Here is a 22,011-nt window from a genome sequence, read left to right on the forward strand (position 1 = left end):
TCATACCTCGTTGAGCGATTGAGCGGCATCCAATGCCGCGCGGCCCCGGGGGCCGTGGAAATATTCGTGAATCCAGGCGTCGTCCGTTTCCGAAACGACATCGATGGCGTCGGCCACCAGCACTTTCTTCTGCGCCAGCACCGCCACACGGTCGGTGATGGTGTACAGCGTGTCGAGGTCGTGGGTGACCAGGAACACACTCAAGCCCAACGCATCGCGCAGGGTGAGGATCAGTTGGTCGAATTGCGCCGCGCCAATGGGGTCGAGACCGGCGGTGGGTTCGTCCAGGAACAGGATGTCCGGGTCCAAGGCCAGTGCGCGGGCCAGGGCGGCACGTTTGATCATGCCGCCGGATAACGAGGCCGGGTATTTGTCGGCCGCCGACAGCGGCAACCCCGCCAGGGCCAGCTTGACCGCCGCCAAGTGCTCGGCATCGGCGCGGCTGAGGCCGGCGTGCTCGATCAATGGCAGAGCCACGTTCTCGGTCACCGTCAGCGAGGAAAACAGCGCGCCCTTCTGGAACAGTACGCCAAAGCGGCGTTCTACCAGTGAGCGTTCATGTTCAGGCAGGCTCGGCAGGTTTTTGCCGAACACCCGTACCTCGCCTTCGCTGGGGCGCCGCAGGCCAACGATGCTGCGCAACAACACGGATTTACCGCTGCCAGAGCCCCCCACCACCGCCAGGATCTCGCCTTTGTACAAATCCAGGTCGAGGTTCTCATGCACGCTTTGGCTGCCAAAGCGATTGCACAAGCCACGCACTTCAATCACCGCCTCAGTGGGCGCACGGTGTAGACGACTCACCAGCCCATCTCCATGAAAAACATCGCCGCGACCGCATCCAGCACGATCACTACAAAGATCGATTGCACCACGCTCGATGTGGTGTGCGCGCCGACTGACTCGGCACTGCCGCTGACTTTGAAACCTTCCAGGCAGCCAATGGCCGCGATCAAAAAGGCAAAGATCGGCGCCTTCACCATGCCCACCAGAAAGTGCTGCACGCCAATGTCCGATTGCAGCAGCGAAAGAAACATCGCCGGCGAAATATCCAGGGCCACCGCACACACCACACCACCGCCGACGATCCCCGAGAGCATCGCCAGGAAGGTCAGCATCGGCAACGCCACCAGTAGCGCCAGCACGCGCGGCAATACCAACAGCTCGATGGGGTCCAGGCCCAGGGTACGGATGGCGTCGATTTCTTCGTTGGCTTTCATGGAGCCGATTTGCGCGGTGAATGCACTGGCGGTACGGCCGGCGATGAGGATTGCGGTGAGCAACACGCCGAATTCACGCAGGAAGGAGAACGCCACCAGGTCCACGGTAAAGATCGTCGCGCCGAAGCTCTTGAGCACGGTGGCGCCAAGGAAGGCCACGACGGCGCCGACCAGAAAGGTCAGCAGTGCGACGATAGGCGCCGCATCCAGACCCGTCTGTTCGATGTGGGCGACCATGGGCGTCAGGCGCCAGCGCTTGGGCCGCCAAATACCGCGGGCGAAGGTTTCGAGGATCAGGCCGATAAAGCCCAACAGCTTCATTGCGTCTTGCCAGACCGTGTCTACTGCGCGGCCGATGCGAGCCAACACTTGAATGCCGGCGGCCTCTTCCGGCTCTTTGATCGGTACGCAAAAGTCATTCAGGGAGCGGTAGACGGTCTTGAGCAGTGCACGGTCGGCGGCTGCCAGGGTGCAATCAGTCTGTTCGGCAGAATGTTCGATGCGTGCAGGACCCAGCAGCTCCACCAGCAGCGAGGCGCCGGCGGTATCCAGCGCACCGAGGCCGTTGAGGTCAATGCGGGCGCCGGCGTCGTATTGGCCGTCGAGTGTGGCCGACAGCTTCTTCAGGTGGGCGTAGTGGGCCAGCGTCCAGTCGCCGGTAATCCGTAGCGAAGGCGGGGTGCTGGACGTATCAAGATGGGCCGCGCCGGCCGTCGTGCGAGTGGTCATAAGCTCCGAGCTTGTTTGGCTATCCACAATTGCTACGTAATAGCACGATCCGGCTTACTTTGGGTTGTCCGCTTGTGCTGTGTCTATCACCTTGAAGCGCAGAACGCCGATGACCTGGCCGTCTTCGGTGAGCACCTGCACTTGCCAGCGCCCCACGGCGTCACCCGGGAAATTCTGCTTGTGGGTCCAGGCGCGATAGCCCTCCTTGCGCCCACCATGGATGTCCAGGGCAATGCGGTCGACTTCCTGGCCGTTGAATTTCCACACATGGTAGATCCGCTCATCCAGCCCGCGTGGTGCGTTGATGGCGGTGTACGCATACAGCCCACCGCTGCGTAATTGGGCGGCGGTGACTTGCTTGAGGTCGTCGCCCGGCGTGCGGTCTTGCAGTTGGGTGCTGATGGCGACTTCGGTCATCCACAGGGTGGCAGGCGGTACCCAGCTGCGCAGGAACCAGCCGGCGCAGCCGATGGCGGCCGTTACCCCCAGCAGCATCGCCCAGCCCTTGAGGCTACGCAGCGGCAGGCTGACGGCCAGGCTCGGGATCGACAGGACCATGGCCACGCCCAACGCCAGTTTGTAACTCTGGGCGGTGGTCAGGTGCATGATGATCGGCAGCGCGGTCAGCAACGCGGCGAATAGGGTCAGGGTGTGCAGGGCCAGGAACAGCGAGCGTTTGGGCGCCAGCCATTTGTAATACAGCGGGTCGATGATCGACACCAGCGCCGCTGCGCCGAGCAGGCCAGTGAACAACGATTGGCCGCTGTTCCAGGCGGTGGTGACGAAAAAGAACGGCAGGACGAAAAACAGACTTTCCTGGTGGATCATCTGGGTGGCGTAGCGCAGCAGCGGTTCAGGGATCTCGCGATTGAAGACTTTGGTGAACAGTTGCGTAAAGCTGTTCTCCAGCATCAGCCACAACCAGCTCACCAGCATGATCACCGCGATCCAGCTGGCCATGCCCTGCTGGCGGTCTACCAGGATGAAGCTGCCCACCCCCGAGATGAAACCGCCGAGTGCAATCACCCCTGGGTAGCGCTTGATCAGTTCTATAACGCGCTGGATGAGGGGCGGCAAGTTCGGCATGGGCGGTTCACTGGTTGTGGGAAAAATCTCAGACAGAATAACGCCTTGGCCCGATATTCTGTGCCTCATTACTCAACAGGTTTGCGATAAAGCCTCAGGCCGATCAAACCAAGGATGATCAGGCCCAGTACGCCCGCACCGATCCAGGTCAAGGCGTCATAACTCAACAGCGGTTTTTCGATGCGCCAGTAGCCCGGCTGCTGGAACGCTTCGCGCATGGCCTGGTTGGTTTGTGCCAGGCTCACGGCCTTGATGCGTTTGACCGGGTCGCTGAAACGTCCATTGGAGTAGTCGCCGGCCGCACTCCAGTAATAGTCGGCCAGTGCGCTGTTGCCTTGCACTGCCCACGCTTGGCGGGCAATGGCGGCTTGTTGCAGGCGTGTGAATACCGTTGGGTCGAGGCCATCCTTGAGCAACTGGGCCTTGAGGTCTTGCAAGACCTGCTCGGCTTCAGGAAGGTTTTCTCGCTCAAGGTCGGCATTCAGGCTGAGGAACCCAACGCCGCCGAGCACTTCGCGTTCCACCCATGGGCCGTAGGACAAACCGTGCTTGAGGCGCAGTTGCCGGTACAGCGCCCAGTCGAGGTAGTCCTTGAGCAGGTTGTAGGTTTCATCGTGCTGGTCGTCCAGCACAGGCTCTGGGAACAGCCAGTGCAGCTTGGCGCCATCGCCCACCCAGCCGCGGATCAGGTCGCGGTGGCTGGCGGCGGTATGCTGGATTTCCGGGAGGGGGCGATGTTCGCTCGGCTCCACTGGGTCGAGTTGACCATAGGTGCGTTCCAGGTAGGCGGGCAGCAGTTTGTCGAGATCGCCGACGACGATCAGGGTCATGTTATTCGGCGCGTACCATTCTTTGCGCAGCTTCTCCAACTGGTCGCGGGTGAGGTGGCTGACCTCGGCGCGTTCGGCGCACTTGAGGCCCAACTCCACGGCCAGTTGGTTGCTGGCGCTGTGACCGAGGTCCTGGCGATCCAGCAGGCGTTGCAAGTGTGAATAATGGCCACCGTCTTCGCGCTCCACCACTTGCTTGGCGGCATTGATATGGGCGTCGGTCAGTTGCGTGCGCGTGAGGATTGCCAGCAGCAGGTCCAGCACCTTGCGTTGGTTCTGCGCGGGCGCCTCGATCACGAAGGTGGTGTCGGCGTTGCTGGTGTAGGCGTTCCACTCGCCGCCCAGGGCTTGCATGCGGTCTTCGAGGTCGCCTTCGCCGCCGCCGTCGATACCGCTGAACAGCAAGTGCTCGAACAAGTGCGGCAGCTCTTTTTCTTCGCAACCGAAGTCGTCCAGGCCCACACCAACCACCAGGCGAATAGCGACATGCCCACGCTCGGTGCCCGGTTTGAGCAGCAGTTGCAGGCCGTTGGGCAAGGTGTAGCCCTCGACTTGCAGGCGGTCAAAGGCAAAGGCGTGTACCGAGCCCAAGAGCAGGCAGGCGAGTAACAGGCGACGCATAACAAGCTTCCTGGCGAATGAGGTCCACTGTTAACTGACTTCGCTCGCGGGCGTACGTTCAGGGCGAATGGGTAATGTCGGCAATACTTTCAGCCGAGAGCGCGCCAGTGTCGGACGTTTCCAACACTACATAAGCACTGCTGCAAAACAACGAGTTCAAGCGTTTCATGTCGGCAATCAGTTCCAAGTGCAGGGAACTGGTTTCCAGGCTCTGCACGATCTTGCGCTGCAGGCGGCTGACATGGGCGTGGGCCAGGCGGCGTTCCTGGGCGCGGAAGCGGCGCTTTTCGCGCAGTAATTGGCGGGCGCTTTCCGGGTCGCCGCTGAGAAACACCGACAGGCCCAGGCGCAGGTTGGCGATCAACTGGCTGTGCAGCCCGCTGAGTTCTTCCAGGCCCACTTCGGAAAATTGCCGGCGCTGCGAGGTCTTCTGTTGCTGGACCTTGCGCAGCATGCGTTCGATCAGGTCACCGGCCAATTTCAAGTTGATCGACAGCTCGATGATTTCGGCCCAGCGGCGGTTGTCCTGTTCACTCAGGTCTTCACGGGGCATTTGCGCCAGGTAGAGTTTGATCGCGCTGTAGAGCGCTTCGACGTCATCGCTCAGGCTGCGCATTTCTTGGGTAACGGCGGTTTGATTGCCGCGCAGCACTTCCTGCATCGAAGTGAGCATATTGTCGATCAAGTCACCCAGGCGCAGGGTTTCGCGGGCGGCGTTCGCCAGGGCCAGGCTTGGGGTATTCAATGAGGCCAGGTCCAGATGGCGTGGCTTGGCCTTGCCATTGGTTTCGGGGCGTTCCGGCAGCAGCCATTCGCACAGGCGTGCCATGGGCCCGATGGTGGGTAACAGGATCAGGCAGCGGCTGACGTTGTAGAGCAGGTGGAAGGTGATGACCATGCCCTGGACGCTGTAGTCCAGGCCGTCCATCCAGCCGACGAGCGGGTCGAGCACCGGAATGATCAGCAACAGACCGATCAATTTGTACAACAGGCTGCCCAGGGCCACTTGACGACCGGCAGTGTTTTGCATGCTGGTGCTGAGAAAAGCCAGTACACCGCTGCCGATGTTGGCGCCGATCACCAAGCCGATGGCCACGTGCAAGCCGATCACGCCGGCACCGGCCAGTGTGGCCGTGAGCAACACCGCAGCAAGGCTGGAGTAGGAAATCATGGCGAACAGCGCGCCGACCAGGGCGTCCAGCAAGATATCGCCGGTCAGCGAAGCGAAGATGACTTTGACGCCCTGGGCATGGGTAATTGGCCCGGCGGCTTCGACGATCAATTGCAGCGCGAGGATGATCAGGCCCAGGCCGATCCCGACCCGGCCCAACTGCCCTGCCCGCGTCTGCTTGCGCGACAGGAAGAAAATCACCCCGAGGAATATCAGCAGCGGCGACAGCCAGGACAAATCGAACGTCAGCACCCGCGCCATCAAGGCCGTACCGACGTCGGCGCCAAGCATGGTGGCCAAGGCCGGCGTGAGGCTCATCAGCCCCTGGCCGACGAACGAAGTCACCAGCATCGCGGTGGCGTTACTACTTTGCACCATGGCCGTCACCAGGATACCGGCGACAAATGCCAGCCAGCGCTTGGACATGTTCTGCCCGATGACTTGGCGCAAATTGGAACCGTAGACCCGCAGGATGCCGGTTCGGACGATATGCGTGCCCCAGATAAGCAGGGTCACGGCGGAAAGCAGATTGAGCAAGGTCAGCATGCTCGGCCCCCCGTGTGGGTGCGCTCCAGCAGGAGCGAAGGAAAGTTACCGCGTGCCGCTCTACGTCTTGTACCTAAGCTGTAGTTGGCGAATGGGCTCTGCGCCAGCATCGCATAGCTAAACTCGGGATTGAAACAAAACTGTCATGAAGATCGTTCCCCACGCTCGGCGTGGGAACGCATCCTGTGACGCTCTGCGTCACTTTGCGGACGCGGAGCGTCCGAGAGGGCATTCCCACGCGGAGCGTGGGAACGATCACTCGCGGGTCAAATTTACTGACCCGGAATGTCCTTGCGCAGTTTCACCGGGTCCTGCTGTTTCTTCTTTTTCGCGATGGCGGTACGCATCTTGATGTTCACCGCTTCCACCGCCAGCGAGAACGCCATGGCGAAGTAGACGTAGCCTTTTGGCACGTGTACGTCGAAAGATTCAGCGATCAGCACGGTACCCACGACCAGCAGGAACGACAGCGCCAGCATTTTCAGCGACGGGTGCTTGTCGATGAACTCGCTGATAGTGCCGGCAGCCAGCATCATCACCAATACCGCAACGACGATGGCGGCAACCATCACCGGCACGTGGGAAACCATGCCGACGGCGGTAATCACCGAGTCCAGGGAGAACACGATGTCGATGATGGCGATCTGGATAATGGTGTAGATGAACTTGCCACCGGCGCCTTTGGGCTCGTCTTGGGTTTCATCTTCACCTTCCAGCGCGTGGTACATCTCCTGGGAGCTTTTCCACAGCAGGAACAGGCCACCGAAGAACAGGATCAGGTCACGACCGGAGATGCCCTGGCCAAACACCACGAACAGGTCGGCGGTCAGTTGCATGACCCAGGTGATCGACAGCAGCAACAGGATGCGCGTGACCATGGCCAACGCCAGGCCGAAGATCCGAGTGCGTGCCTGCATATGCTTGGGCATGCGGCTGACCAGGATCGAAATCATGATGATGTTATCGATGCCCAGGACGATCTCAAGGGCCGTCAGGGTGAAGAAGGCAATCCAGATTTCCGGATTGGTCAGCCATTCCATGTGTATTCCTTTGAGCAAGTGTTAACCGCGCAAGCTGTAGCGCCGCGCGGTGAGTGAGTCGGTACGATTATAGAGTGCTGAACAGCGGAAAAATCCCCATCAGCAATGCGGCGAACATTATGCACAGGCACACCAACACTGCCCACTTGAGCGTGAAGCGCTGGTGATCGCCGAATTCGATACCCGCCAGAGCAACCAGCAAGTACGTCGAGGGTACCAGTGGGCTGAGCAAATGCACGGGTTGCCCGACGATCGACGCCCGCGCCATTTCCACCGCGGTGATACCGTAATGGCTGGCAGCTTCGGCCAGTACCGGCAGTACGCCGTAGTAGAACGCATCGTTGGACATGAAGAAGGTGAACGGCATGCTAACCAGCGCGGTGATCACCGCCAGGTAAGGGCCCATCGCCTCTGGGATGACCGCCAACAGGCTCTTGGACATGGCGTCGACCATGCCGGTGCCCGACAGGATGCCTGTGAAGATACCGGCGGCGAAGATCAAGCCCACCACCGCCAATACGCTACCGGCGTGAGCCGCGACGCGGTCTTTCTGCTGCTGCAGGCATGGGTAGTTGACGATCATGGCGATACTGAACGCCACCATGAACAGCACCGGCAGCGGCAACAGGCCGGCAATCAGGGTGCACATCAACGCCAGGGTCAGGGCGCCGTTGAACCAGATCAGTTTCGGACGGCGAGCGTCGGGGAATTGCGACACGCTGATTTCGCTGTGGTCAATCTCGTCGCCCTGCAGGTGCAATTCACCCAGGCGCGCACGTTCGCGCTTGCCGTACATGTAGGCAATCACCAGGATCGCCACCACACCGGCGGCCATGGCCGGGATCATCGGTACGAAGATGTCCGACGGGTCTACATGCAGCGCACTGGCGGCGCGTGCCGTCGGGCCGCCCCAGGGGGTCATGTTCATGACGCCACCGGCGAGAATGATCAGGCCGGCCATGATCCTTGGGCTCATGCCGATGCGCTGGTACAGCGGCAGCATGGCCGCGACGCAGATCATGTAGGTGGTGGCACCGTCACCGTCCAGGGATACCACCAGGGCCAGTACCGCGGTGCCGACCGACACCTTGAGCGGGTCGCCCTTGACCATCTTGAGGATCTTGCGCACGGCCGGGTCGAACAGGCCGGAGTCGATCATCAAGGCAAAATAGAGAATGGCGAACATCAGCATCACGCCGGTCGGCGCAAGCTTGGTGATGCCTTCGAGCATCATCGGGCCGATCTTCGGTGCGAAACCGCCGAACAGCGCGAACAGGATCGGCACGATGATCAAGGCGATCAGCGCGGACAGGCGCTTGGTCATGATCAGGAACATGAACGTGATGACCATGGCAAAGCCAAGGAAAGTCAGCATAGGAATACTCCAGGCGTAGCGCGGCTAGGGAATGGCGGACCGAGTGGCGGTCAGCGCAGAACGAAAGGCACGAGGCGTACGGGTGGAGTTGGAGCGAACAGGCGGGTACGAGCGGACATCGGGAATCACCATTGTTGTTGTTAACAGCCGGTCTGTTGCCGGCAGTGAGGGCGATCCTAGACGGGGAAGCTTTCAGCCAGCTTTCGCTGAGAAAACAGCTGATGAAGGGCAGGCATCATTCTTCAGTTTGGTGCAGAACAAAATGTGGGGGCTGGCTTGCCTGCGATGGCGGTGTATCAGCCAACATCTCTTATGGCTGTGACACCGCCATCGCAGGCAAGCCAGCTCCCACATTTGGATAGTGGTCGCTGCCAGACTATCAGGGTAGTTCCAGGCCGCCGGCGGCTTTGTGCAAGGCCCGCAAATGCTCACCCACCTGCTTGAGGTTGGCTTCACAGGCGGCAATCTCGGCGGCGCGGGATGGATCGAGCAGCGCCCTCACCTCTTTATCCAGCTCGCCGGTCAACGACTGCAACTGCTTCTGGCGTTCGGCGCTCTCCGATTCCAGGCGCTTGGCTTCCGAAGGTTGCGGCAGGCCATAACCCCCACTGTCCAGCAACTCGGCCGGGCGACTCAGGAAGCCGCTGTTGGCGAGAATTTGCTGCAGCGTGTTGTTGGCTTTCTCCATGCCGCCGTATTTCAGCTCGCGGGCATTGAGATAGCGTTGTTTGACCTCATCCTGGGCGAGCATCAGTTGTTTGCGATAGCTGGCCTGCTCCAGCAGCAACAGCGCGGCGCTGGTACGCAGGTCGGCCTGGCTGAACCATTGGCGACGCGCTTGCGCATCCAGGGACAACCAGTCTTCGACTTGGGTCTGCTTGATCGGCAGTTGCTTGCGCAGCACATCGAACATGGCCTGGTAGCGCTCGCGGAACGAGTCGAAGTGATACCCCAGCCGCAGTGCCTCGCGCTTGTCATTCAATACGCTGGTATCGGCCAGGCCGCGGGCGCTGAGCACTTCCAGCAAACCGTTGGGGGTGATGTTGTCCAGGCCGGTCAATTGCGGGTTGGCGCTGCCGCTGCGCAACAGTTTCAGGCTTTCGACCGCACAGTTGTTGGAGATAAAGAAGTAGTTGCCGTCATAGCTCCAGTGCATCTCAGCCGCATGTTCGACGGTGTCGTTGATTTCCTGGCGGCTGAGCTTCAGCGGCACCGACGCCAGGCCACGCAGTTCGGTTTTGGTGTACTCATCAATGACCTGGGCCAGCGGCAGTACGAACAGCCGCGACGGGTATTTGCCCACCAGGCCATCCCAGCTCGACAGCTGGACATCCCCGACGAAGGCGCGGTAAGACAAGACCAGGTGCCGGTCCAGATCTAGCCGGCAATCCGGGCCACGCGGGCGGCCCGGCGCACAAATCACCAGGCGCAACATGCTATGGCCCCAACGGCTCACCAGGTTCTGGTTGGCTTCGGCCAGCAGATAGTCGATTTCATACACGCGCTCCGGATCGATCTGGCCCAGGGGCGTCTTGGCGAAATCGTTGCCCGCGTTCAGGAAGGCATAGGTACTGGCGCAGGTGTCCTGTACGGGCGGTGCCCAGCCGAAGTGATCCTTGTAATATCGGAACAGCGCGGGGCGGCGACAAGCGTAGCTGGGGTCCAGGAGGAAGTACTCCATGTTGACCGCTACGAATTCCAGTGGGCTGGTGGTTTCGTAGATGTCCGGGCTGCGCACCACCTGATGGTTGTGCTGCTCACGCTCGCCGCGGCGACCGACATATTGTGGCCAGCCGGCGAGGTCCAGCAGGCGCGGGTCGTCACTGAGGGTAAAGCGGCGGTCGTTCTGGCCACGGCACTGGTCGGGCAAGCCGATCAAGCCGGTGATGTTGTTCTGGCGGCTGCAGCGCTGGATCAGCGTGCGCTCGTCCTTGGACCACAGGCGCGCACGGTCATAGATGTGGGTCAGTTCATGCAGCACGGTGGCGAGCATCTCCCGGCGCACGGTACCGTGGGGGCGATTGGTTTTCTGGGTGGCGGCGCTGCCGTCAGTCAGGCTGGCGAGCAGGTTCTGGTTGAGGTCCAGCTCGGACACCAGGGATGCCTGGCCGTAGGCGTTTTCAGGCATCTTGTCGGTCCAGCCGACATCGATACGTCGATCCAGCTGCTCGACAAAGCGCGGTGGCAAGGAACGCAGTGCTTCATCGAGCAATGCCTGGCTGGCCTGCTGTTCGGCTGGGCTCAAGCCTTGGGTCTTGAGCCGCAGTTGCAGGCCGGCCTGGGCTGTACTTGCACACAGCAGCACGGCCCCGGCCAGGAGCCAGGTTTTGAGACGCCTCACAGAGCGAGGATAGCTTCGGCGAGGGTCTGGTCGCTGGCATCACGGGCTTCTGGCACGCGGGTGCGAAGGGTATCGAACGCGGCTTCCAGCTGGGCGCCACGGATCTCGCCATTGGTGGCGACGAAACTGGCGGCGTCATCGTGGGCTTCGCGCACGATCTTGGAGTCGCGGATGGAGGTGGTGGTGTCCGAGGTGAAATCAATGGTGCGCGCCGAGGCGCGCACGACGATGTTGCTGGTGGCCTTCAAGGTTTGCGCCTGGGCGACATCGGCCAAAAACAGCAGGCCGAGGGCGGCGACGATCAGCGGGCTACGCATGGGGTGACTCCAATGACAAAGATAGAAATACAACGATGATTATTGGACGAGAATTGCCTGCGCCAGTTCAAGGTCGCTTGCATGAAGTTTTGGCTGGGCGCGGCGTAGATAGTCCAGCGCGGACTCCAGGCGTGCGCCCCGCCATTGGCCGTCAGTGGCAATGAAAGCGGCAGCATCATCCCGAGCGGCCATGACCAACTTATTGTCGAACGGCGCAGAGGTCACTTTGCTGGTGGCATACACGCTGACAACAGTGCTCTGGGTGGACACATCCAACGCTGAAGCCAGGGGTGACCAGCAGGCGCAAAACAGTACAGGAACAATCAATGAACGGTATGAAAAAGCCATGGGACTCGACAACTGAAAGCGAGCGCCAAGGCTAGCGCAACGGCCGGGCGAGAGCCAGCACCGAGCCAGACGGGAGCGGCGGGCGCCCCGTCTGGTTGCCGTGGATCAGATAGCCAGGATGGCCTGTGCCAGCTGTGCATCGGTAGCGGTATTCAATTGCGGCGCTTGTTGGCGGATCTGGGCCAGGGCGCTTTCCAGTTTCACGCCACGGATGGCGCCTTCGCTGGCGACAAAGCTGGCGGCGTCGTCACGGGCTGCTTGTACGACCTTGTTGTCGCGCAGGGATGAAGTGGCATCAGACGTGGCATCGGAGGTTGCCTTCAGAGCGCCGACGATCGAGTCGGTCGTCATGATCAGGCTGCTCGCGTTGGCATTGGCAGCCAGAGTCAGCACAGCGGCAGTGCACAGCAGGCGAAGACGGGACATGGGGTAACTCCTGTAGACGAATAATAAGGTGGCGCGAAACGGCCACAATGAAACGGACTGGGACTGTCGAGCATCAGACGCACGCTCTACAGGGTTCGCCACGTGGTGAACCGATATTAGGCGTGTGCAGGGCTATTCGGAAGCCTGTAATTAAACTGTACCTGTCATATTTTATAAATTTAAAACTGTATCTGTGGGCTTGAATCGAGCCAATCCAATGCGCTATCGCAGATACAACAAAGCCCGCCTCCGGTTACCCGGGGCGGGCTTTGCTTTGACAAATCAGGGTGCTGGCAGTGGACCCGTCAGGTCAGGGCCAGCGGGCGCCACTTAGCGCCAGAACGGCTTGCTCAGCTCTTCGTAGCGTTGAGCTTCGCTGATACCGGCGTCAGCCAGCAGACGCGAATCCAGGCGAGCCAACTGGTGGCGGCTGGAGATGCGGCGCTGCCACAACATCAGGTTGGCGAGAACGCGCAAAGGCAGGGAAGCCTGGGTGTTTACAGCTTTTTCTTCGAAGAACAGTTCGGAACTGAGTGTACGTTCCATGATGACATCCTTCCGCTTGTGGCGGGATTAGGTAGTGGTTTAACTGATGCCAATGATCCTCCTCCGAGGCAAGACTCTCTAGATACAGTTCACCTGTATTGTGAGAGGCCAGTTAACTGTTTAGCGAGGCTGTACGGTACGAAATTGGGGCAACTGTACCTGTGCGCACTTAAAAGGTGCGAAATAGGCATTTTTGAGTTGGTGTGTGGGATATTTCGGTAGGAAATGACCAGTACAGCAGTACAGTTTTTTCCATAAGTGCGGGTGGGTTCACCGAGCTGATGAAACTGTATTTGCATCAGCCCGGATCTGTATTCATCAAGCCTTGAGCATGTGCCCGGTTTCTTCCAGGTTAATGTGCCAACTCAGTGCTTCGCGCAAGATGTGCGGCGTATGCCCACCGATGGCGCAGGCGGCATCGAAGTAAGTGTTGAGGGCATCGCGGTAGGCTGGGTGCACGCAGTTATCGATGATCACCCGAGCGCGCTCCCGTGGCGCCAGGCCCCGCAGATCGGCAAGGCCTACTTCGGTGACGAGAATGTCCACGTCATGTTCGGTGTGGTCCACATGGCTGACCATCGGTACCACGCTGGAAATTGCGCCGCCCTTGGCAATGGACTTGGTGACGAAGATCGCCAGGTGCGCATTGCGGGCGAAATCCCCGGAGCCGCCGATGCCGTTCATCATCCGCGTGCCGCAGACGTGGGTGGAGTTGACGTTGCCGTAGATATCGAACTCCAGCGCGGTATTGATACCGATGATGCCCAGGCGGCGTACCACTTCAGGGTGGTTGGAAATTTCCTGCGGGCGCAGCACCAATTTGTCTTTGTAGTGCTCCAGGTTGCCGAACACATCGGCATTACGCCGCTCCGACAAGGTAATCGAACTGCCGGAGGCAAAGCTCAGCTTGCCGGCGTCGATCAGGTCAAAGGTCGAATCCTGCAACACTTCCGAGTACATGGTCAGGTCTTCGAACGGCGACTCGATCAATCCGCACATCACTGCGTTGGCAATATTGCCGATGCCGGCTTGCAGCGGGCCGAGTTTGTTGGTCATGCGCCCGGCATCGACTTCTTGCTTGAGGAAGTTGATCAGGTGATTGGCGATGCCTTGGGTGTCGCTGTCAGGCGGCGTTACCGTAGAGGCGGAGTCCGCCTGGTTGGTGATGACGATGGCGACGATCTTCTCGGGCGGGATCGGAATCGCGGTGCTGCCAATACGGTCGTCGACTTTCACCAGCGGGATCGGCGTGCGCGTCGGCCGGTAAGTCGGGATGTAGATGTCGTGCAGCCCTTCCAGGTTCGGGTTGTGCGCCAGGTTGATCTCGACGATCACCTGTTTGGCAAAAATCGCGAAGCTGGCCGAGTTGCCTACGGAAGTGGTGGGCACGATATGCCCCTGCTCAGTGATCGCGACGGCTTCGATCACGGCGATGTCGGGCAATTTGAGCTGATTGTTGCGCAGTTGCTCGACGGTTTCCGACAGGTGCTGGTCGATAAACATCACCTCGCCGGCATTGATCGCCTTGCGCAGGGTGCTGTCGACTTGAAAGGGCATGCGTCGTGACAGTACGCCGGCTTCGGTCAACTGCTTGTCCAGGTCATTGCCCAGGCTGGCGCCAGTCATCAGGGTAATTTTGAGCGGCGAAGTCTTGGCGCGTTCGGCCAGGGCGTGGGGGACGGCCTTGGCTTCACCGGCACGGGTGAAGCCGCTCATGCCGACGGTCATGCCGTCCTCGATCAGTGCAGCGGCGTCTGCCGCGCTCATGACCTTGTTCAACAACGAAGGCAAGCGGATACGATCACGGTACATGAATTGTTATCTCTGGCTACGGAAAGCAAGGTGGGCAGTGTAGTGATTTCAAAAAGTTTCGGCCCGCTACCATGGTCGAATGCCAGGTCGCGATTTAGAGCCTTTGGTCGGGTTTCATGTGTGTGCAAAGCGGGACGCGGAACACCCCGTTCCCACGCAGAACGGGGGGAACCATAAAAAAACCCCAGCCTACGTGAGGCCAGGGTTTCGGGTATTGCGCTGGCGCAGTGTTATTCGACGGCTTTGACCATGTCTTCGATGACCTTCTTGGCATCACCGAACACCATCATGGTCTTGTCCAGGTAGAACAACTCGTTATCCAGGCCCGCATAGCCGCTGGCCATCGAGCGCTTGTTGACGATGATGGTCTTGGCCTTGAACGCCTCGAGGATCGGCATGCCGGCGATGGGTGAGTTCGGGTCGTTTTTGGCGGCCGGGTTGACCACGTCGTTGGCGCCCAATACCAGCACCACGTCGGCCTGGCCGAACTCGGAGTTGATGTCTTCCATCTCGAACACCTGGTCGTAAGGCACTTCGGCCTCGGCCAGCAATACGTTCATGTGCCCCGGCATACGGCCCGCCACCGGGTGGATCGCGTACTTTACGGTGACGCCGTGGTGGGTCAGCTTCTCAGTCAGCTCCTTGAGCGCGTGTTGTGCCCGCGCGACCGCAAGGCCGTAGCCTGGGACGATAATCACGGTGTCCGCGTTGGTCAGCAGGAAGGTGGCGTCATCAGCGGAGCCGGACTTCACCGGGCGTGCTTCTTTGGAGCCCGTCGCAGCGCCAGCATCCGGCGCATTGCCGAAACCGCCCAACAGCACATTAAAGAAGGAGCGGTTCATCGCCTTGCACATGATGTACGACAGGATCGCGCCGCTGGAGCCCACCAGGGAACCGGCGATGATCAGCATCGAGTTGTTCAGCGAGAAACCGATGCCCGCCGCTGCCCAGCCGGAATAGCTGTTGAGCATCGACACCACCACGGGCATGTCGGCGCCGCCAATCGGGATGATGATCAGCACACCCAGCACGAAGGCCAAGGCCAGCATCAGTGCAAATGCGCTGAGATTGCCGGTGAACATGAACGCCAGGCCCAGGCCCAGGGTTGCCAGGCCGAGTACCAGGTTCAGTTTGTGTTGGCCGCCGAACTGTACCGGTGCGCCCTGGAACAGGCGGAACTTGTACTTGCCCGACAGCTTGCCGAATGCGATCACCGAGCCGGAGAAGGTGATTGCACCGATAGCGGCACCGAGGAACAGTTCCAGGCGGTTACCGGCCGGTATCGAATCGCCCAAGTGCTTGACGATACCCAGGGACTGCGGCTCGACCACGGCGGCAATGGCGATGAACACCGCTGCCAGGCCGATCATGCTGTGCATGAAGGCGACCAGCTCGGGCATCTTGGTCATTTCAACACGCTTGGCCATGATCGAGCCGGCGGTACCGCCAACCAATAGGCCAACGATGACGTAGCCGATACCGGCAGTCGCCAGTTCAGCCCCCAGCTTATAGATGAGGCCGACGGTAGTGAGTACCGCCAGCGCCATGCCGAGCATGCCGAACAGGTTGCCGCGCCGCGAAGTGGTCGGGTGCGAGAGGCCTTTGAGGGCCTGGATGAAACAGATCGACGCGATCAGGTAGAGCGTCGTCACGAGATTCATGCTCATTACTTGGGCGCCTCTTCTTTTACTTTCGGGGCTTTCTTCTTGAACATTTCAAGCATTCTGCGGGTGACCAGGAAGCCACCGAAGACATTTACCGCCGCCAGGGCCACGGCCAGTGTGCCCATGGTCTTGCCCAACGGGGTGACGGTCAGCGCGGCAGCCAGCATGGCGCCGACGATGACAATCGCGGAAATGGCGTTGGTCACGGCCATCAGCGGCGTGTGCAATGCGGGTGTTACGTTCCAGACCACGTGATAACCGACATAAATCGCCAGCACAAAGATGATCAGGTTGTAGATACCGGGGGAGATAAGCTCTTCCATCGTCTGAATCCCTGCTTAGGCGTTTTTGCGGATGACTTGGCCGTCGCGGCACATCAGGCACGCGGCGACGATGTCGTCTTCGAGGTTGATTTCAAACTGCCCTTCCTTGGTGAAGACCAGCTTCAGGAAGTCCAGCAGGTTGCGCGCATACAAGGCCGACGCATCGGCGGCGACAGCGCCCGCCAGGTTGGTCGGGCCGCAGATGATCACGCCGTTTTCCACCACGACCTGGTCGGCCACCGTCAGCGGGCAGTTGCCACCTTGGGCTGCAGCGAGGTCGATGACCACCGAGCCGGGTTTCATCTGCGCCACGGTATCGGCGCTGAGCAGGGTCGGCGCCTTGCGGCCCGGGATGAGGGCGGTGGTGATGACGATATCGGCCTGTTTGGCGCGTTCGTGCACGGCCAGGGCCTGGCGTTGCATCCAACTGCTGGGCATCGGGCGCGCATAGCCACCGACACCGACGGCGCATTCACGCTCTTCATCGGTTTCGTAGGGAACGTCGACAAACTTGGCGCCCAGGGATTCGATCTGCTCCTTAACCGCCGGGCGTACGTCGGACGCTTCGATCACCGCGCCCAGGCGCTTGGCCGTGGCGATGGCTTGCAGGCCCGCCACACCGGCGCCAAGGATCAGTACGCGTGCGGCTTTTACAGTGCCGGCAGCAGTCATCAGCATCGGCATGAAGCGCGGGTAGTGATGAGCGGCCAGCAACACGGCCTTGTAACCGGCGATGTTGGCTTGCGAAGACAGCACATCAAGGCTTTGAGCGCGTGACGTGCGCGGCGCGGCTTCCAGGGCGAAGGCGGTGATGCCGCGCTCGGCGAGCTTGGCGATGGTTTCGTTGCTGAACGGATTGAGCATGCCCACCAATACGGTGCCACTTTTGATCAGCGCAAGTTCGCTGTCGCTGGGGGCAACCACTTTGAGAATCAGCTCGGCGCCAAATGCGTCGTTGGCGCTGCCAATGGTAGCGCCTGCCGTTTCATAGGCACTGTCGACGATGCTGGCATTGATGCCTGCGCCGCTTTGTACAGTGACCTTATGGCCCTGGCCGATCAGCTTCTTGATGGTTTCCGGGGTGGCAGCCACCCGCGTTTCACCGGTCTGGGTTTCGAGAGGAACACCAATGTGCACGTCAAATCTCCTGCATGATCTTTTTGCTTTTGATCTTTTTGTAAAAAGGCCAGTGCACCGCGAGTGGCGCAACTGGGGCGGCCGATCAGCACGATCCCGCTGAAATGACAGCGGGGCGCGGCATTTTGCAGGCGAACTTTACGGCCATCAAGGGATTATGACGGGTGACGAAAAATTAACTACAAGTCACCCTGTGACTGATTGTCGCAACAGGCTGAAATAACCTCTTTAAATACAGGTCTTTAAAGGCGTTCAGGCGTTTTCGGTCCGTTTTTCCATTGCCAGTGTGAATAGTCGTGCATTGACCGGTAAGAGTCGCTACGAGCCATGAAATACATGGCTTTTAGCCTTATTTTTGGCTGACAAGTACAGTCTGTTTAAATGCGACATATACGTACATCTGTAGGCTCTTAATTTATTTGACTACAAAGTCAGTAATTGCGCTTTGTCCTTCATTTACTTGGGTTGTAGCGTCTTGACTGGTCGACCAGCCAGTCCCTGAATGCATGCAGAGAGGCCGATTCGACCTTTCTGTCAGGAATCATCAGGTAATAAGCCTTTTCGCTGGTCAGTGCTTCAGTGCTGGCGATTACCAATTGTTGCTCCTTCAGCTCCTGCTGGATGAGGAAAGGAGGGATCAGTGCGATGCCCATGTCATGTATGGCCGCTTGAGACAGCATCGAGAATAGCTCGTATCGAGGGCCTGTCATGTCGCGAGGGATGCTCAGTTGTTGGGCGTTGAACCATTGGCGCCAGGCGTAGGGGCGTGTGGTCTGCTGCAGCAGTGGCAGCTCGGCGATCTGTTGAGGGGTGAAGTGCGTGCGGTCGCCGAGTAAGCGCGGGCTGCAGACCGGTACTGGGTTTTCGCCCATCAGCCTGTGGGATTGCGTACCCGACCAATCGGCATCTCCGAAGTAGATCGCCGCATCGAACTCGGTATCGGCGAACAGGAAGGGGCGTGTGCGGTTCGTCAGGTTCACCGTGACTTCCGGGTGCTGATGTTGAAAGTCCTTCAGGCGTGGGATCAGCCACTGCGTGCCGAAGGTGGGCACCACCGCCAGTTCGATCACATTGGCGCCTTGCTGGCCCATTACCGACAAGGTGTCGCGCTCCACGGCGTCCAGCTGTGTTGCAACCCTACGGCTATAAGACAGCCCCGCCTCCGTCAGCTTCACGCCGCGGCGTGAGCGGCGAAACAGCTCGACACTCAAAAACTCCTCCAGGCTGGCGATCTGTCGGCAAATCGCGCCTTGGGTGATGGAAAGCTCCATTGCTGCCTTGGTGAAGCTCTCATGGCGGGCTGCTGCCTCAAAGCTGATGAGTGCGGTGGTACTGGGGATTTTCCGGCGCATGTACATTGCCCTCACAGATAAAGCGGATTTATGGGCTTTTTGAGTGTTACGAAGTGAGAAATTAGCACAAGCCTATGCAAAAACCTCGTTTGCCCTCTGCGCTGACCGCGCCTAGTCTGGATCCACGACTTCTGATTTTTTCGCGAGGACTTATTCATGGCTGGCAAGGCAAGCTTCAACTGGATCGATCCACTGCTGCTGGATCAACAGCTCACCGAAGAAGAGCGCATGGTGCGTGACAGCGCCGAGCAATTTGCGCAGGACAAGCTGGCTCCTCGTGTGCTCGAAGCCTTCCGCCATGAAAAGACAGACCCCGCTATTTTCCGTGAGATGGGCGAAACCGGTTTGCTGGGGGCAATGATCCCCGAGCAATACGGCGGCAGCGGGTTGAACTACGTCAGCTACGGTTTGATTGCTCGTGAGGTCGAGCGTGTCGACTCCGGCTATCGCTCGATGATGAGTGTGCAGTCTTCCCTGGTCATGGTGCCGATCAATGAGTTTGGTACCGAGGCGCAAAAACAGAAGTATTTGCCCAAACTGGCCTCTGGTGAATGGATCGGTTGCTTTGGGCTGACCGAGCCCAACCATGGTTCCGATCCGGGCGCGATGATTACCCGTGCACGCAAAGTGGATGGCGGCTACAGCCTGACCGGCGCGAAGATGTGGATCACCAACAGTCCGATTGCGGATGTGTTTGTGGTGTGGGGTAAAGACGATGCGGGAGATATCCGTGGCTTTGTCCTGGAAAAAGGCTGGAAAGGTCTGAGCGCTCCGGCTATCCACGGCAAGGTGGGGTTGCGGGCTTCCATTACCGGTGAAATCGTCATGGATAACGTATTTGTGCCGGAAGAAAATATCTTCCCGGATGTACGTGGTTTGAAAGGGCCGTTTACCTGCCTTAACTCGGCACGGTACGGGATCTCCTGGGGTGCGCTGGGGGCTGCTGAGTTCTGCTGGCATACCGCGCGCCAGTACACACTCGATCGCCAGCAGTTTGGTCGCCCATTGGCTGCCACTCAGCTGATCCAGAAGAAGCTGGCAGACATGCAGACCGAGATTACCTTGGCCCTGCAAGGTTGCCTGCGCCTGGGGCGGATGAAGGATGAGGGTACGGCGGCGGTGGAGATCACTTCGATCATGAAGCGTAACTCGTGTGGCAAGTCATTGGACATCGCGCGCATGGCCCGGGACATGCTGGGCGGTAACGGCATCTCTGACGAGTTCGGGGTAGCACGCCACCTGGTCAACCTGGAAGTGGTCAACACCTATGAAGGGACCCATGACGTGCATGCCTTGATCCTGGGGCGCGCGCAAACCGGTCTTCAAGCGTTCTATTAATAGGAGCATGGGTATGGGCGCGCTTTCGCATCTGCGAGTGCTGGATTTGTCGCGAGTACTCGCGGGCCCTTGGTCCGGGCAGATTCTTGCAGACCTTGGGGCCGAGGTGATCAAAGTCGAAAGGCCGGGCAGCGGCGACGACACGCGCGCTTGGGGTCCTCCCTTCCTTAAGGATGCGGATGGCGAGAACACCAGTGAGGCGGCGTACTACCTGTCGGCCAACCGTAATAAAGAGTCGGTGACCATCGACTTTACCCGACCAGAAGGCCAGAAACTGGTACGCGACCTGGCTGCCAAGTCGGACATCCTGATCGAAAACTTCAAGGTGGGCGGCCTTGCGGCGTATGGGCTGGACTACGAGTCCCTCAAAGAGGTTAACCCGGAGCTGATTTACTGCTCCATCACGGGGTTTGGCCAGACGGGCCCCTATGCGATGCGCGCCGGTTACGACTTCATGATCCAAGGTTTGGGTGGGCTCATGAGCCTGACGGGACGGCCTGAAGGGGATGAGGGCGCCGGGCCGGTAAAGGTTGGCGTAGCCTTGACCGATATCTTGACTGGTCTCTATTCGACCGTGGCGATTTTGGCTGCGCTAGCTCATCGCGATCACGATGGTGGTGGGCAGCATATCGACATGGCGTTGCTGGATGTGCAGGTGGCTTGCCTGGCGAATCAGGCGATGAATTACCTGACAACCGGGGCGCCGCCGAAGCGCCTAGGGAATGCTCACCCTAATATCGTGCCTTATCAGGATTTTCCTACGGCCGATGGAGATTTCATTCTCACCGTAGGCAATGACGGGCAGTTCCGTAAATTCGCTGAAGTCGCGGGGCAACCACAATGGGCGGATGACGTGCGTTTCGCCACCAATCGCGCACGGGTGGCTAATCGCGCGGAGCTGATTCCCTTGATTCGCCAAGCGACGGTCTTCAAGACTACCGCTGAGTGGGTGTCGCAGCTGGAGCGAGTGGGCGTGCCGTGTGGGCCGATTAATGATCTGGCGCAGGTGTTTTCCGATCCTCAGGTCAAGGCGCGTGGCTTGGCGGTAGAGTTGCCTCATGCATTGGCGGGGATGGTGCCTCAGGTTGCGAGCCCGATACGCTTATCCAAGACGCCTGTAGAGTACCGGAGTGCGCCTCCTCTACTGGGCGAGCACACGCTTCAGGTGCTGCAAGGCGTTCTGGGGCTGGGAGCTGCTCATGTGGCTGCATTGAAGGAAGCAGGTGTTATTTAAGCTTTTCCTTCTATATAGATAGAAGCCCAGTGGAGGGCTGGTTGTTTTTTAACCGAAGCTAACTTATTGATAGAAAAGCGGAATTAAGAGTTGACGGCGAATTATATCTGTCTATAATTCGCCCCACTTCCGGCGCAGTCGAAACGGAAAACTCCTTGGCAAACAATGAGTTATGTGGTTTTCGACAGCGGGTTGCTTCAGTTCATCGAAGCCAAAAGGAAGTTGAAAAAGAGGTGTTGACAGCAGCGTGTAACGCTGTAGAATTCGCCTCCCGCTTACGAGAGATCGCAAGCGCAAGTGGTTGAAGTTGTTGAAGAAATCTTCGAAATCTTCGAAAACTTCTGAAAATAAACACTTGACAGCAAATGAGGCTGCTGTAGAATGCGCGCCTCGGTTGAGACGAAAGATCTTAACCAACCGCTCTTTAACAACTGAATCAAGCAATTCGTGTGGGTGCTTGTGGAGTCAGACTGATAGTCAACAAGATTATCAGCATCACAAGTTACTCCGCGAGAAATCAAAGATGTAACCAACGATTGCTGAGCCAAGTTTAGG

19 protein-coding genes are annotated in these 22,011 nt (G+C 59.3%); 2 read left to right on the forward strand and 17 right to left on the reverse strand.

Features of this window, described 5'->3' with window-relative positions:
- The 17 genes from BT204_RS03345 to BT204_RS03430 all read right to left on the reverse strand — a co-directional run bounded on the left by BT204_RS03345 (nt 1) and on the right by BT204_RS03430 (nt 18,884).
- Nucleotides 1-804, reverse strand: a complete 804-nt coding sequence (locus tag BT204_RS03345) for an ABC transporter ATP-binding protein (RefSeq protein ID WP_014716351.1) — start codon at nt 802-804, stop codon at nt 1-3.
- Complete coding sequence (locus tag BT204_RS03350) at nt 801-1,949, reverse strand: ABC transporter permease (protein WP_072445706.1); 1,149 nt, start codon at nt 1,947-1,949, stop codon at nt 801-803. Before BT204_RS03350 ends, BT204_RS03345 begins: the two co-directional genes overlap by 4 nt.
- Before the next feature lie 54 nt (nt 1,950-2,003).
- Complete coding sequence (locus BT204_RS03355; RefSeq protein ID WP_003187399.1) at nt 2,004-3,035, reverse strand: DUF5924 family protein; 1,032 nt, start codon at nt 3,033-3,035, stop codon at nt 2,004-2,006.
- A 68-nt stretch (nt 3,036-3,103) separates the two neighbouring features.
- Entirely contained in the window at nt 3,104-4,486 is a 1,383-nt protein-coding gene (locus BT204_RS03360; protein ID WP_072445707.1) for a M16 family metallopeptidase, read from the reverse strand.
- 58 nt (nt 4,487-4,544) lie between these two features.
- Nucleotides 4,545-6,203, reverse strand: a complete 1,659-nt coding sequence (locus BT204_RS03365; protein ID WP_003187402.1) for a Na/Pi cotransporter family protein — start codon at nt 6,201-6,203, stop codon at nt 4,545-4,547.
- 272 nt (nt 6,204-6,475) lie between these two features.
- Nucleotides 6,476-7,243, reverse strand: a complete 768-nt coding sequence (locus BT204_RS03370) for a TerC family protein (protein ID WP_003187403.1) — start codon at nt 7,241-7,243, stop codon at nt 6,476-6,478.
- A gap of 67 nt (nt 7,244-7,310) precedes the next feature.
- Nucleotides 7,311-8,618, reverse strand: a complete 1,308-nt coding sequence (locus BT204_RS03375; RefSeq protein WP_003187405.1) for a CitMHS family transporter — start codon at nt 8,616-8,618, stop codon at nt 7,311-7,313.
- A gap of 379 nt (nt 8,619-8,997) precedes the next feature.
- Nucleotides 8,998-10,959, reverse strand: coding sequence for a DUF7844 domain-containing protein (locus BT204_RS03385; protein ID WP_057975168.1), 1,962 nt, complete (start codon nt 10,957-10,959; stop codon nt 8,998-9,000).
- Nucleotides 10,956-11,276, reverse strand: coding sequence for a DUF2388 domain-containing protein (locus tag BT204_RS03390; RefSeq protein WP_003187408.1), 321 nt, complete (start codon nt 11,274-11,276; stop codon nt 10,956-10,958). The genes BT204_RS03385 and BT204_RS03390 overlap by 4 nt, the downstream gene beginning before the upstream one ends.
- 39 nt (nt 11,277-11,315) lie before the next feature.
- Entirely contained in the window at nt 11,316-11,624 is a 309-nt protein-coding gene (locus tag BT204_RS03395; protein WP_072445709.1) for a DUF2388 domain-containing protein, read from the reverse strand.
- 105 nt (nt 11,625-11,729) lie between these two features.
- On the reverse strand, nt 11,730-12,050 hold the full coding sequence (locus BT204_RS03400) for a DUF2388 domain-containing protein (RefSeq protein ID WP_034136006.1): 321 nt from the start codon (nt 12,048-12,050) through the stop codon (nt 11,730-11,732).
- Between the two features lie 330 nt (nt 12,051-12,380).
- Complete coding sequence (locus BT204_RS03405; protein WP_003187413.1) at nt 12,381-12,596, reverse strand: DUF1127 domain-containing protein; 216 nt, start codon at nt 12,594-12,596, stop codon at nt 12,381-12,383.
- A gap of 318 nt (nt 12,597-12,914) precedes the next feature.
- Nucleotides 12,915-14,408: an acetyl-CoA hydrolase/transferase family protein gene (locus BT204_RS03410; protein ID WP_003187414.1), complete on the reverse strand. Its 1,494-nt coding sequence runs from the start codon at nt 14,406-14,408 to the stop codon at nt 12,915-12,917.
- A 230-nt stretch (nt 14,409-14,638) separates the two neighbouring features.
- Entirely contained in the window at nt 14,639-16,075 is a 1,437-nt protein-coding gene (locus tag BT204_RS03415; protein WP_034129251.1) for an NAD(P)(+) transhydrogenase (Re/Si-specific) subunit beta, read from the reverse strand.
- Nucleotides 16,075-16,395: an NAD(P) transhydrogenase subunit alpha part 2 gene (locus BT204_RS03420; RefSeq protein WP_003187417.1), complete on the reverse strand. Its 321-nt coding sequence runs from the start codon at nt 16,393-16,395 to the stop codon at nt 16,075-16,077. The genes BT204_RS03415 and BT204_RS03420 overlap by 1 nt, the downstream gene beginning before the upstream one ends.
- A 15-nt stretch (nt 16,396-16,410) precedes the next feature.
- On the reverse strand, nt 16,411-17,532 hold the full coding sequence (locus BT204_RS03425) for a Re/Si-specific NAD(P)(+) transhydrogenase subunit alpha (RefSeq protein WP_003187419.1): 1,122 nt from the start codon (nt 17,530-17,532) through the stop codon (nt 16,411-16,413).
- 452 nt (nt 17,533-17,984) lie between these two features.
- On the reverse strand, nt 17,985-18,884 hold the full coding sequence (locus BT204_RS03430; RefSeq protein ID WP_034129262.1) for a LysR family transcriptional regulator: 900 nt from the start codon (nt 18,882-18,884) through the stop codon (nt 17,985-17,987).
- A 156-nt stretch (nt 18,885-19,040) separates the two neighbouring features.
- On the opposite strand from BT204_RS03430, the gene BT204_RS03435 reads away from it, so the two are divergent.
- Both BT204_RS03435 and BT204_RS03440 read left to right on the forward strand, forming a co-directional pair.
- Nucleotides 19,041-20,222 (forward strand): acyl-CoA dehydrogenase, encoded by a 1,182-nt coding sequence (locus tag BT204_RS03435; RefSeq protein ID WP_003187423.1) that lies wholly within the window; start codon nt 19,041-19,043, stop codon nt 20,220-20,222.
- Nucleotides 20,223-20,235: 13 nt separating this feature from the next.
- Nucleotides 20,236-21,456: a CaiB/BaiF CoA transferase family protein gene (locus BT204_RS03440; protein WP_054897220.1), complete on the forward strand. Its 1,221-nt coding sequence runs from the start codon at nt 20,236-20,238 to the stop codon at nt 21,454-21,456.
- Nucleotides 21,457-22,011 lie beyond the last annotated feature (555 nt).

The sequence above is a fragment of the Pseudomonas sp. NFPP02 genome (assembly GCF_900119355.1).
In the GTDB taxonomy this organism is placed as follows: Bacteria; Pseudomonadota; Gammaproteobacteria; order Pseudomonadales; family Pseudomonadaceae; genus Aquipseudomonas; species Aquipseudomonas paracarnis.

What these genes read in the sequence shown, in the direction of transcription:
- BT204_RS03350 (WP_072445706.1), bottom strand. Translation starts at nt 1,949, where the DNA reads ATGACCACTCGCACGACGGCCGGCGCGGCCCATCTTGATACGTCCAGC.
- BT204_RS03355 (WP_003187399.1), bottom strand. Translation starts at nt 3,035, where the DNA reads ATGCCGAACTTGCCGCCCCTCATCCAGCGCGTTATAGAACTGATCAAG.
- BT204_RS03360 (WP_072445707.1), bottom strand. Translation starts at nt 4,486, where the DNA reads ATGCGTCGCCTGTTACTCGCCTGCCTGCTCTTGGGCTCGGTACACGCC.
- BT204_RS03365 (WP_003187402.1), bottom strand. Translation starts at nt 6,203, where the DNA reads ATGCTGACCTTGCTCAATCTGCTTTCCGCCGTGACCCTGCTTATCTGG.
- BT204_RS03370 (WP_003187403.1), bottom strand. Translation starts at nt 7,243, where the DNA reads ATGGAATGGCTGACCAATCCGGAAATCTGGATTGCCTTCTTCACCCTG.
- BT204_RS03375 (WP_003187405.1), bottom strand. Translation starts at nt 8,618, where the DNA reads ATGCTGACTTTCCTTGGCTTTGCCATGGTCATCACGTTCATGTTCCTG.
- BT204_RS03390 (WP_003187408.1), bottom strand. Translation starts at nt 11,276, where the DNA reads ATGCGTAGCCCGCTGATCGTCGCCGCCCTCGGCCTGCTGTTTTTGGCC.
- BT204_RS03395 (WP_072445709.1), bottom strand. Translation starts at nt 11,624, where the DNA reads ATGGCTTTTTCATACCGTTCATTGATTGTTCCTGTACTGTTTTGCGCC.
- BT204_RS03400 (WP_034136006.1), bottom strand. Translation starts at nt 12,050, where the DNA reads ATGTCCCGTCTTCGCCTGCTGTGCACTGCCGCTGTGCTGACTCTGGCT.
- BT204_RS03405 (WP_003187413.1), bottom strand. Translation starts at nt 12,596, where the DNA reads ATGGAACGTACACTCAGTTCCGAACTGTTCTTCGAAGAAAAAGCTGTA.
- BT204_RS03410 (WP_003187414.1), bottom strand. Translation starts at nt 14,408, where the DNA reads ATGTACCGTGATCGTATCCGCTTGCCTTCGTTGTTGAACAAGGTCATG.
- BT204_RS03415 (WP_034129251.1), bottom strand. Translation starts at nt 16,075, where the DNA reads ATGAGCATGAATCTCGTGACGACGCTCTACCTGATCGCGTCGATCTGT.
- BT204_RS03420 (WP_003187417.1), bottom strand. Translation starts at nt 16,395, where the DNA reads ATGGAAGAGCTTATCTCCCCCGGTATCTACAACCTGATCATCTTTGTG.
- BT204_RS03430 (WP_034129262.1), bottom strand. Translation starts at nt 18,884, where the DNA reads ATGCGCCGGAAAATCCCCAGTACCACCGCACTCATCAGCTTTGAGGCA.
- BT204_RS03435 (WP_003187423.1), top strand. Translation starts at nt 19,041, where the DNA reads ATGGCTGGCAAGGCAAGCTTCAACTGGATCGATCCACTGCTGCTGGAT.
- BT204_RS03440 (WP_054897220.1), top strand. Translation starts at nt 20,236, where the DNA reads ATGGGCGCGCTTTCGCATCTGCGAGTGCTGGATTTGTCGCGAGTACTC.